The sequence below is a fragment of the Bradyrhizobium sp. 62 genome, from assembly GCF_023073035.1.
GTDB lineage: Bacteria > Pseudomonadota > Alphaproteobacteria > Rhizobiales > Xanthobacteraceae > Bradyrhizobium.
Map to the genome: position 1 here is coordinate 343251 of NZ_JADPIT010000014.1, position 11717 is coordinate 354967.

The window sequence follows — 11717 nt, forward strand, 5'->3', positions numbered from 1 at the left end:
CGGCGTTCGTGGTCATCACGGCCGTCACGGCGTACTGGATCGCCCGTCCCAGTGCGCAATTGCGCACAAGGCGGGCGATGACAGCGTCCTAAAAAACTTCTCAGCTCAATGCTTCGTCCAGGAACGCCTTCAACTGGGCCTGATGCTTCGACATCAGACCCGTCGCGGTCGCGGCGGAGGCGGCGCGGCCGACATAACGCGGACGCCGGCTCGCACCGTTCACCTGGTTCAGCACCCATTCCAGATAGGGCTCGATGAAGTGCCAGGCACCCATGTTGCGGGGCTCTTCCTGGCACCACACCACTTCGGCCTTCTTGAAGCGCGACAGCTCGGCCACCAGCGCCTTCAGCGGCACCGGATAGAGCTGCTCGACGCGCATCAGATAGATGTCGTCCATCCCGCGCTTCTCGCGCTCCTCGTAGAGGTCGTAATAGACCTTGCCCGAGCAGAGCACGATGCGGCGGATCTTCTCGTCGGGGACGAGCTTGATCGCTTCGCTCGGCAGCATCTGGGCGTCGTCATAGAGGATGCGGTGGAAGGTCGTTCCCTTCGCGAGCTCCTCGAGACGCGACACCGCCCGCTTGTGACGCAGCAGCGACTTCGGCGTCATCACGATCAGCGGCTTGCGGATCTCGCGGTGGAGCTGCCGGCGCAGCACGTGGAAGTAGTTCGCCGGCGTGGTCGGATAGACCACCTGCATGTTGTCTTCCGCGCACATCTGGAGATAACGCTCCAGACGCGCCGAGGAGTGCTCCGGCCCCTGGCCTTCATAGCCATGCGGCAGGAGGCAGACGAGGCCGGACATGCGCAGCCATTTGCGCTCACCCGAGGAAATGAACTGGTCGAACACGACCTGCGCGCCGTTGGCGAAGTCGCCGAACTGCGCTTCCCACAGGGTCAACGTGTTCGGCTCGGCGAGCGAATAGCCGTATTCGAAGCCGAGCACGGCTTCTTCAGACAGCAGCGAGTTGATGACCTCGTAATGGCCCTGCTCGTGACCGAGATGGTTGAACGGCGTGTAGCGGCTCTCGTCTTCCTGGTCGATCAGGACCGAGTGGCGCTGCGAGAAGGTGCCGCGCTCCGAATCCTGTCCGGACAGGCGGACATGGTGGTTCTCGTTGAGCAGCGTGCAGAACGCCAGCGCCTCGCCGGTCGCCCAGTCGATGCCCGTGCCGCCGTCGATCGCCTTGGCGCGGTTTTCGAGGAAGCGCTGGATCGTGCGGTGGACGCGGAAACCATCCGGCACCTTGGTGATCTTGCGACCGATGTCCTTCAGTGCGGTGATGTCGACGCCGGTGACGCCACGACGCGCATCTTCTTCCTGATCGGCGATCTTGAAGCCGGCCCATTTGCCGTCGAGCCAGTCGGCCTTGTTGGGCTTGTAGCCGGAGCCGGCTTCGAGCTCGGCATCGAGCCGCGCGCGCCAGTCGGCCTTGGCTTTCTCGACCTCGCCCTCGGTCAGCACACCTTCACTGATGAGACGGCGGGCGTAGAGCTCGAGCGTCGAGGGATGGGCTGCGATCTTCTTGTACATCACCGGCTGGGTGAAAGCCGGCTCGTCGCCCTCGTTGTGGCCATGCCTGCGGTAGCAGAACATGTCGATGACGACGGGCTTGTGGAATTTCTGCCGGAACTCGGTCGCGACCTTGGCCGCGAACACGACGGCTTCCGGATCGTCGCCGTTGACGTGGAAGATGGGCGCGTCGATCATCTTCGCCACGTCGGACGGGTAAGGCGACGAACGGGAATAACGCGGATAGGTGGTGAAGCCGATCTGGTTGTTGACGATGAAGTGCACGGAGCCGCCGGTGCGGTAGCCCTTCAGGTCCGACAGGCCGAAGCATTCCGCGACCACGCCTTGGCCGGCGAACGCTGCGTCGCCATGCATTAACAGCGGCATCACCGAGATGCGCATATCCGGCGGATCGCCGTGCTGGTCCTGCTTGGCGCGGACTTTGCCGAGCACGACGGGATCGACGATCTCGAGATGCGAGGGGTTGGCGGTCAGCGACAGATGGATGCGGTTGCCGTCGAACTCGCGGTCCGAGGACGCACCGAGGTGATATTTGACGTCGCCCGAGCCTTCGACCGCATCAGGATTGGCCGAACCGCCCTTGAACTCGTGGAACAGCGCGCGATGCGGCTTGCCCATCACCTGGGTCAGCACGTTGAGCCGGCCGCGATGCGGCATGCCCAGCACGACCTCCTTCACGCCGAGATTGCCGCCGCGCTTGATGATCTGCTCGAGCGCGGGGATCAGCGATTCAGCACCGTCCAGGCCGAAGCGCTTGGTGCCGGTGAATTTGGTGTCGCAGAACTTCTCGAAGCCTTCGGCTTCGACCAGCTTCATCAGGATGGCGCGGCGGCCTTCGCGGGTGAAGGAGATTTCCTTGTCCGGTCCCTCGATGCGCTCCTGGATCCACGCCTTCTGCGCCGCGTTCGTAATGTGCATGAACTCGACGCCGAGCGTCTGGCAGTAGGTACGCTCGCAGATCGCGGTGATTTCGCGCAAGCTGGCGTATTCGAGACCGAGCACATGGTCGAGGAAGATCTTGCGGTCGAAATCGGCTTCGCTGAAGCCGTAGGTCCGCGGGTCGAGCTCTTCGCGATTGCGCTGGGCTTCGATGCCGAGCGGATCGAGCTTGGCGTGGAAGTGGCCGCGCATGCGGTAGGAGCGGATCAGCATCAGCGCGCGGACCGAGTCGCGGGTGGCCTGGAGCAGGTCGGCGGAAGAAAGGCCGCCGGCCTTGTCGCCACCCTTGGCCTGCGCCTTGGCGGCGATCTTGGCGCCGACCGTCTTCTCGACTTCCGCCCAATTGCCGTCGAGCGCGGAGGTCAGATCGTCCTGCGGGGTCAGCGGCCAGTTGGCGCGCTCCCAGGACGGGCCTTGGGCGTTCTTGCTGATGTCACCCGGCTGGTCGTTGAGGCTCTTGAAGAAGTCCTGCCACTCGGCATCCACCGAGGACGGGTCCTTCTCGTAGCGGGCGTAGATTTCGTCGATGTAGGTGGCGTTGGTGCCCTGCAAAAAGGAGGAGAGGGCAAAGGCTGCGTTCGCGTCTTGGCGAGACATACTTGAGTTCCTGGCGATTTCGGTTCGCGCATAACAAACGGCGCTGGCGCTGGGCTCCCCGGCAGAGGACCAGCGCGACAGGCACCATTTACCCTATTTGCTGCGAAACTTCGCCCGGAAAATTACGAAGATGTGAATCAGGCCTTCAATTTTTCGGCAAGCGTGTGGCCAAGACGAGCGGGAGACGGCGACACTGTAATTCCAGCCGATTTCATCGCGTCGGTCTTGGAACCAGCGTCACCCTTGCCGCCCGAAATGATCGCGCCGGCGTGGCCCATGCGGCGGCCGGGAGGGGCCGTGACACCGGCAATGAAACCGACCATCGGCTTCTTGCGGCCGCGCTTGGCCTCGTCCTTAAGGAACTGGGCGGCGTCCTCCTCGGCGGAACCGCCGATCTCGCCGATCATGATGATCGACTCGGTCTTGGGATCGCCGAGCAGCATTTCCAGCACGTCGATGAACTCGGTTCCCTTGACCGGGTCGCCGCCAATGCCGACCGCCGTGGTCTGGCCGAGGCCTTCCTGGGTGGTCTGGAACACGGCTTCGTAGGTCAGGGTGCCCGAGCGGGAGACGATACCGACGCTGCCGGTCTTGAAAATGTTGGCCGGCATGATGCCGATCTTGCACTCGCCGGCGGACATGACACCCGGGCAGTTCGGCCCGATCAGGCGCGACTTGGAGCCGGCCAGCGAACGCTTCACCCTGACCATGTCGATGACCGGGATACCTTCGGTGATGCAGACGATCAGCGGGATCTCGGCGTCGATGGCTTCGCAAATCGCGTCGGCCGCGCCCGGCGGCGGCACATAGATCACCGATGCATCGGCGCCGGTCTTCTCACGCGCCTCGCGCACGGTGTCGAACACCGGCAGGCCCAGATGCGTCGCGCCGCCTTTGCCGGGCGAAGTGCCGCCGACCATCTTGGTGCCGTAGGCAATCGCGGCCTCCGAATGGAAGGTGCCGTTCTTGCCGGTAAAGCCCTGGCAGATGACCTTGGTGTTCTTGTCGATCAGGATGGACATGAGGTCTGCTTTCGCGAAACTAACGAGTGAGAGGTCAGTGGATGCGGCGGTAGACGCCGGTGAGCACGTCGGCCCAGCCTTCCGCGTCCGGCGAGAACTGGATCTTCAACGAATAGGAATCGTCGTCGATGATTTCATAGACGTGGCGCGCATTGCCGCGGAGCGAGCCGCGCACCAGCGTCAGGGTCTTGCCGACCCACCCGCCGGAGGCGGGCGAGGGCGGCGTGTAGCCGAGCGAATCGTACCAGAACAATTTGTAGGTCCGGTCTTCGCGGTCGAAAGTGAAGATCCCGTGGGTGGCGAAGCTCTGCTTGCCGTCGCGGGTCTGGACCGAGTCCTGGATCAGATAGAAGCCATTGAGATGCATGTGGGCCACAACGCGAGAGGTCGCCGTCCCGCCCTCCGTCCAGCGCGACGCAAAGACCACCTCTTCGCCATTCCATTCACCGGCGAACGCGGCAAGACGCGCGTGCTCCGGCAGCGGGGATGATGCAGCGAGATGGTCCTGGGTCATGGCCTCAGCCTCCCTTGACGGCCTTCACGATCTTCTGCGCGGCGTCGTCGAGATTGTCGGCCGGCACCACGTTCAGGCCGGATTCACGGATGATCTTCTTGCCCAGCTCGACATTGGTGCCTTCGAGGCGAACCACCAGCGGCACGCTGAGGCCGACTTCACGGACGGCGGCGGTGACGCCCTCGGCGATCACGTCGCACTTCATGATGCCACCGAAGATGTTGACCAGAATGCCCTTCACGTTGGGATCCGCGGTGATGATCTTGAAGGCGGCCGCGACCTTTTCCTTGCTGGCGCTGCCGCCGACGTCGAGGAAGTTCGCCGGCGCCATGCCGTAGAGCTTGATGATGTCCATCGTCGCCATCGCGAGGCCGGCGCCGTTGACCATGCAGCCGATATTGCCGTCGAGGGTGACGTAGTTGAGGTCGTATTTCGACGCCTCGATTTCCTTGGCGTCTTCCTCGGTCTCGTCGCGCAGCGCGAGCACCTCGGGGTGACGGAACAGGGCGTTGTCGTCGAACGACACCTTGGCGTCGAGCACGCGGAGCTGACCCTGCTTGGTCACGACCAGCGGGTTGATCTCCAGCATCGACATGTCCTTGGCGACGAAGGCCGCGTAGAGCTGCGCGGTGAGCTTCTCGGCCTGCTTGGCGAGATCGCCGGAGAGCTTCAGCGCGTTCGCGACGGTGCGGCCGTGATGGCCCATGATGCCGGTCGCGGGATCGATCGAGAAGGTCACGATCTTCTCAGGGCTGTTGTGCGCGACGTCCTCGATGTTGACGCCGCCCTCGGTCGACACCACGAAGGAGACGCGGGAGGTCTCGCGGTCGACCAGGATCGAGAGGTAGAATTCCTTGTCGATGTCGGAGCCGTCCTCGATGTAGAGGCGGTTGACCTGCTTGCCGGCGGGTCCGGTCTGGATGGTGACGAGCGTTGCGCCGAGCATCTGCTTGGCGAATTCGGAAACTTCCGCGGCCGACTTGGCGATGCGCACGCCGCCCTTGTCGCCGGCCGATGCTTCCTTGAACTTGCCCTTGCCGCGGCCGCCAGCGTGGATCTGGCTCTTCACGACCCAGACCGGGCCCGGGAGTGCCTTTGCTGCCGCGTCGGCATCAGCTGCCTTCAGGACCGGAACGCCCTTGGAGATCGCGACGCCGAACTCGTTCAGCAGCGCTTTGGCCTGATATTCATGGATATTCATATGGTCGCTCCCTGAACCCGCGGGCGGTGACCTCGTAGGCCCACCTCAGTCTTGTGGCTGGCATACCATATACCACAGGAACTGCAACCCGGATTCTCTGACATCGATCTCTGGACTTGCGGACCAGGACCCGCCCCAACCTTAAACAAGGTTTGGCGGAACCCCGGAAATGAAACCGCCGAAGACCGGGCTTCGGTCTTCGGCGGAATATTTGACCTTAGCGGCCCAGAAGATCCGGTGCGATCTTCTTGCAGGCGTCAACCAGACCCTGCACTGCGCCGACCGACTTGTCGAAGGCTTCGCGGTCCTTGCCGACGAGCTCGATCTCGACGACGCGCTCGACACCCTTGGAGCCGATCACGACGGGCACGCCGACATACATGTCCTTCACGCCGTATTCGCCGTTCAGGTAGGCGGCCGAGGCCAGCACGCGCTTCTTGTCACGCAGATAGCTCTCGGCCATCGCGATCGCGGAAGCCGCCGGCGCGTAGAAGGCCGAGCCGGTCTTGAGCAGGTTGACGATCTCGGCGCCGCCGTTGCGGGTGCGGTCGACGATCTCGTCGAGGCGCGCCTGGGAGGTCCAGCCCATCTTGACGAGATCGGGCAGCGGGATGCCGGCGACGGTGGAGTATTTTACCAGCGGCACCATGGTGTCGCCATGGCCGCCCAGCACGAAGGCGGTGACGTCTTCGACCGAAACGTTGAACTCGTCGGCCAGGAAGTAGCGGAAGCGCGACGAATCCAGCACGCCGGCCATGCCGACGACCTTCTTGTGCGGCAGGCCGCTAGCCTTCTGCAGCGCCCAGACCATCGCGTCGAGCGGGTTGGTGATGCAGATGACGAAAGCGTCGGGGGCGTATTTCTTGATGCCGGCGCCGACCTGTTCCATGACCTTGAGGTTGATCGAGAGGAGGTCGTCGCGGCTCATGCCGGGCTTGCGCGGCACGCCGGCGGTGACGATGCAGACCTTTGCGTTGTCGAGCGCCTCGTAGGAGTTGGCGCCGGTGTAGTGCGCGTCAAAGCCGTCGACCGGCGAGGACTGCGCGATGTCGAGCGCCTTGCCCTGCGGCACGCCCTCGGCGATGTCGAACATCACCACGTCGCCCAGCTCTTTCAGGCCGATGAGATGAGCCAGCGTTCCGCCGATCTGACCGGAGCCAATCAAAGCAATCTTGTCGCGCGCCATGTGAGCCTGTCCTTTAGACACGTAAGGAGGGGAAAACTGAGACGGGTGGTTATCCCTTTCGCCTCCCCCGTTCAAGTCACGGGTTGCCCAATTGTCGGGCTTGCCGCGTATTCGAGCGCAACTCGTCATTCCGGGGCTTGGGAAGCGCCGCGCCCGGAATGATAGCGCTGGCAAATAGGACTTAAGTCTCGACCAAGCCCTTTAAGTCTCAACCAAACCTTTGGTCGAGCCGCTGGCGGTGGAATCCTTGCGGCCGTGGGGCAGCGCCAGATAGGATTCCGAGCTCATTTCGATCAGGCGCGAGGCGGTGCGCTTGAACTCGTTGGCCTCGTTGCCCTCGTTGGCAAGATAGAGCGAGATCGGGTTGGCATCGGCCGAGGCCATCAGCTTCACGGCATTGTCATACAGCGTGTCGATCAACGTGATGAAACGCTTGGCGGCGTTGCGCTGGGAGAAATCCATCACTGGAATATGGTCGACCAGGATGGTGTGATAATCGTGTGCCAGCCTGAGATAGTCCGATGCCCCGAGCGGCTTCTCGCAGAGATCGGCGAACGCGAAGCGCGCCACGCCGTGGGCCGAGCACGGCACGTGCAGGATGCGGCCCTTGATCGAAATATCGCGCGACTTGCATTTGGCGCCGCCTGACATCTTCGACCAGGCGCGGTCGAGCGCGGCGTCCGCCTCAGTGTCCGCCGGCGTCAGCCACATCGGCACGCCCTGAAGCTTTTCCAGCCGGAAGTCGGTGCGCGCGTCGAGCCGCAGCACGTCCATGTGGTCGGTGATCTGCCTGATGAAGGGCAGGAACAGCGAACGATTCAGACCGCCCTTGTAGAGGTCGTCAGGCGCGACGTTGGAGGTCGCGACCACGACGGTGCCGAGCTCCAGCAGCTTTGCGAACAGGCGGCCGAGGATCATCGCGTCCGCGATGTCGGTGACGTGGAATTCGTCGAAACAGAGCAGCCAGCTCTCCTCGAAGATCGCATGCGCGGTCAGCGCGATGACGTCGCCATCGGCGATCTCGCCGCGCGCGATGCCCTGGCGAAAATCGTAGATGCGCTCGTGCACCTCGGCCATGAATTCGTGGAAATGCGCGCGCCGCTTGTGCTCGACGGTCGAGTGCTGGAAGAACAGATCCATCAGCATGGTCTTGCCGCGACCGACCTCGCCATGGACGTAGAGTCCGTGGGGCGCCTCGTCCTTGTCGCTGCTGAACAGGCGGCTGAGCAGGCCCTGCTTGCGCGCCGGCTTGTAATCGGCGAGCCGCTGGTCGAGCGCCGCATAGGCGTCGGCAATTTCGGCCTGCGCAGCATCGGGCTCGATCGCGCCGGACGCGATCTGGGCCTGATAGGCCTCGCGGAATGAGGAACTGGGGGTCGAGAGCATGCTCTTTACCGCCAGAGATGAGCGGAAATTGCAAGCCGTGAATTGGGGCGGGGCGCTATGCGTTCGGTGTCCCGGACGCGCTACAGCGTGCAACGCTGCTGCGCAGAGCCGGGACCCACCATTTGGTACATCGATCGTGGAGCGATGGGCCCCGGCTCTGCAGCGCACCGCTTCGCGCTGCGCAGCGTCCGGGGCACGAGAGCTTCGCTACTCACACAGCTCGTACGCGTCCTCGACCACATACGGGCCGCCGCCGGTTGAGGCGCGGGACGAGAACAAAACAAAACGCTCGGCCGTGAACGCCTTGCTGGGAAAATAGCCGCGCAGCGAGAGATAATCGGCGACGTCACGGTCGGTGGCGTCGTGCAGCCGGGCCAGCGTGACATGCGGGATGAACTTGCGGCCTTCCGGGTCGAGGCCGATCCGTTGCATCAGGCGCTCGAGCTCGGCCTGCAATTCCATCAGCGGCTTGCTCGGCACGATGGTGGCGACCACCGCGCGCGGCTTGCGTCCGCCGAAACTCTGCAAACCCTGCACCTTCACCTCGAACGGCTTGCGATCGACGCGAAACAGCATCGAGGCGATTTCGTTGGCGGACATGCCGTCGATATTGCCGATGAAGCGCAGGGTGACGTGGTAATTCTCGGGATCGATCCAGCGGGCACCGGGAAGGCCGCCCCGCAAATTGGAAAGCGACTGGCCAATCTCGGCCGGAATTTCCAGACCAGTGAACAAACGCGGCATCGTTTCGCACTCCCGATGCTTGGGCATGATCCCAGGGCAAGATCATATCCAAATTTTAGAGCCGGCGACGAATCACCGGTACCTTAATTCCTATCGCAGTTGTGTGACTCTGCGAAGCATCGCGCGCCTCACCCCGGTAAAACCCTGGGAATTACGGTCGGCGCTGCCTGCTTTTCAACGCCGCTGCTCAGCTATCGTGCCAATGAATGCCTCAACCGTGGGCAAGATATTCCTGACGATGATGTCGACGCCGGCCGCGGTCGGATGAATGCCGTCGGCCTGGTTGAGCTTGGCATCGGCCGCGACACCGTCGAGAAAAAACGGATAGAGCGGCACGCCAAATTTTTTCGCCAGATCCGGATAAATCGAATTGAAGCGCGCGGCATAGTCCGCGCCGTAATTCGGCGGCGCCAGCATGCCGCACAGCATCACCGCGATCTTGCGCGCCTTGAGGCGCAGGACGATCTCGGTCAGCGCGGAGCGCGTCAAATCGGGATCGATGCCGCGCAGCGCGTCGTTGGCGCCGAGCTCGATGATCACACCGTCGGTTCCGTCGGGGACCGACCAGTCGAGCCGGTCACGGCCCCCGGAGGAGGTGTCGCCGGAGACCCCGGCATTGGTCATATCGACCTCTATGCCTTTGTCTTGCAAAGCTTTTTGAAGCTTGGTGGGGAACGCCTGCTGGGCCGGGAGGCCGAGGCCGGCGCTCAAGGAATCGCCGAGAACCACCAGCTTGATCGGCTTCGCCGCCTCGGCCCATGCCGGCGCCCACGCCGGATTTGCGACCGTCATCAAAGCGAGCATCAACACGGCTATGTGCATGAACAATCCGTAACGCCTCTCGACCGCGCGGGCGGAGTTGCCATATGACCGGACCATGGACACTCGCATCTCTTCCTCTTCGCTCGCCGACAGTTCGGCGGACACCATCGCCATCTCCAACGTCAATCTGTCATTGGGTACGGGCGCGGCACGCGTTCACATTCTCAAGGATATCAGCTTGCGCGTGGGCCGGAGCGAGACGATCGGCCTGATCGGCCCGTCAGGCTCGGGCAAATCCACGCTGCTGATGGTGATGGCGGGGCTGGAGCGTCCTGATAGCGGAGAGGTGGTGGTCAGCGGCACGCCTTTCAATGCCCTCGACGAGGACGCGCTGGCCCGCTTCCGCGGCCGCGAGGTCGGCATCGTCTTCCAGTCCTTCCACCTGATCCCGACCATGACCGCGCTGGAGAACGTCGCCGTGCCGCTCGAGCTTGCGGGCAATCCCGACGCCGCAACGCGCGCGGCGCAGGAGCTCCATTCGGTCGGGCTCGGCGACCGTCTGCATCATTATCCGACGCAGCTCTCCGGCGGCGAGCAGCAGCGCGTCGCGCTGGCCCGCGCGCTGGCACCCGATCCCGCGATCCTCGTTGCCGACGAGCCGACCGGCAATCTCGACGAAGCCACGGGACAACAGATCGTCGACCTCCTGTTCAGCAAGCATGCCGAGCGCGGCATGACGCTGGTGCTGGTCACGCATGATTCGTCGCTCGCGCATCGCTGCGATCGCGTGATCCGCCTGCGCTCCGGGCGCATCGACACGCAGTCGGCGCCGGCATGAGCGCTGCTGCCGAACCGTTCGCGAAGCCCAACGGCGTCGCACTGTCGCTGCGCTACGCGCTGCGCGAATTGCGCGGCGGCCTGCGCGGCTTCTACGTCTTCATCGCCTGCATCGCGCTCGGCGTGATGGCCATCGCCGGTGTCGGCTCGGTCTCGGCGAGCCTGAGCGACGGCCTCGCCCGCGAGGGCCGTACGCTGCTCGGCGGCGACGTGTCGTTCGTCCTGTTTCAGCGCGAGGCGAAGCCGGAGGAAGTCGCCTTCCTGCGTTCGCGCGGCACCGTCTCGAGCGCCGCCACACTGCGCGGCATGGCGCGCTCGGCCGAGGGCAAGCTGGCGCTGGTCGAGATGAAGGCGGTCGACGACACCTATCCGATGCTCGGCCAGTTGACGCTGGCGCCGCCGCTGCCGATGTCCGACCTGCTCGCGGAGCGCGACGGCGCGTTCGGCGCGGCCGCCGATCCGACACTGCTGGCGCGGCTGTCGCTCAAGACCGGCGATCGTGTCACCGTCGGGGCTGCGACGTTCCAGATCCGCAGCGCCGTCGAAGCCGAGCCCGACAAGCTCGCCGGCGGCATCGGCTTCGGCCCGCGCTTCCTGATCAGCGAGGCGGGCCTGCGCGCCACGGGGCTGGTCCAGCCCGGCAGCCTGGTGCGCTGGGTCTATCGTGTGAAGCTGCCGGAGATCGCCAATAGCGAGCGCGCCACCGACGCCTTCATCGCGGACGCCCGCAACGCCGCGCCGCAGGCCGGCTGGGAGGTTCGCAGCCGCTCCAATGCCTCGCCGCAGCTCGAGCGCAACATCAACCGCTTCACGCAGTTCCTGACCCTGGTCGGCCTCGCCGCGCTGCTGGTCGGCGGCGTCGGTGTCGCCAATGCCGTCAAGGCCCATATCGACCACAAGCTCGAGGTGATCGCGGCCTTCAAGGCCGTCGGCGCCACCGGGCGCGACGTGTTCGGCATCTATCTCGCCCAGGTGCTCCTGCTCGCCGCGATCGG

At 64.2% G+C, this 11717-nt stretch carries 10 protein-coding genes; 2 read left to right on the forward strand and 8 right to left on the reverse strand.

What is annotated here, in order from left to right; genetic code table 11:
* Positions 1–100: 100 nt before the first annotated feature.
* The 8 genes from IVB47_RS10225 to IVB47_RS10260 all read right to left on the reverse strand — a co-directional run bounded on the left by IVB47_RS10225 (position 101) and on the right by IVB47_RS10260 (position 9945).
* The gene (locus tag IVB47_RS10225) at positions 101–3070 is read right to left on the reverse strand and encodes a 2-oxoglutarate dehydrogenase E1 component (protein ID WP_027566402.1); all 2970 of its coding nucleotides are present in this window, start codon (positions 3068–3070) and stop codon (positions 101–103) included.
* Between the two features lie 137 nt (positions 3071–3207).
* Positions 3208–4092 carry a succinate--CoA ligase subunit alpha gene (gene sucD, locus IVB47_RS10230; protein ID WP_247461350.1) on the reverse strand — a complete coding sequence of 295 codons (885 nt, stop codon included), beginning with the start codon at positions 4090–4092 and terminating at the stop codon, positions 3208–3210.
* A gap of 34 nt (positions 4093–4126) precedes the next feature.
* On the reverse strand, positions 4127–4606 hold the full coding sequence (locus IVB47_RS10235; RefSeq protein ID WP_247461352.1) for a DUF1579 family protein: 480 nt from the start codon (positions 4604–4606) through the stop codon (positions 4127–4129).
* Positions 4607–4610: 4 nt separating this feature from the next.
* Positions 4611–5807, reverse strand: a complete 1197-nt coding sequence (gene sucC / locus IVB47_RS10240) for an ADP-forming succinate--CoA ligase subunit beta (protein WP_007604323.1) — start codon at positions 5805–5807, stop codon at positions 4611–4613.
* Positions 5808–6024: 217 nt separating this feature from the next.
* Positions 6025–6993: a malate dehydrogenase gene (gene mdh, locus IVB47_RS10245; protein WP_007598869.1), complete on the reverse strand. Its 969-nt coding sequence runs from the start codon at positions 6991–6993 to the stop codon at positions 6025–6027.
* Between the two features lie 201 nt (positions 6994–7194).
* Positions 7195–8379, reverse strand: a complete 1185-nt coding sequence (zapE, locus tag IVB47_RS10250) for a cell division protein ZapE (RefSeq protein WP_247461354.1) — start codon at positions 8377–8379, stop codon at positions 7195–7197.
* A 207-nt stretch (positions 8380–8586) separates the two neighbouring features.
* Positions 8587–9123, reverse strand: coding sequence for an RNA 2',3'-cyclic phosphodiesterase (thpR, locus tag IVB47_RS10255; protein WP_007598862.1), 537 nt, complete (start codon positions 9121–9123; stop codon positions 8587–8589).
* Positions 9124–9297: 174 nt separating this feature from the next.
* On the reverse strand, positions 9298–9945 hold the full coding sequence (locus IVB47_RS10260; RefSeq protein WP_247461375.1) for an arylesterase: 648 nt from the start codon (positions 9943–9945) through the stop codon (positions 9298–9300).
* A 55-nt stretch (positions 9946–10000) separates the two neighbouring features.
* Between IVB47_RS10260 and IVB47_RS10265 the strand changes: the two genes are divergently transcribed.
* Complete coding sequence (locus tag IVB47_RS10265) at positions 10001–10723, forward strand: ABC transporter ATP-binding protein (protein WP_247461356.1); 723 nt, start codon at positions 10001–10003, stop codon at positions 10721–10723.
* Positions 10720–11717 (forward strand): FtsX-like permease family protein (locus tag IVB47_RS10270; RefSeq protein WP_346730788.1); only part of this gene is annotated, 998 nt, incomplete at its 3' end. The genes IVB47_RS10265 and IVB47_RS10270, both read left to right, overlap by 4 nt.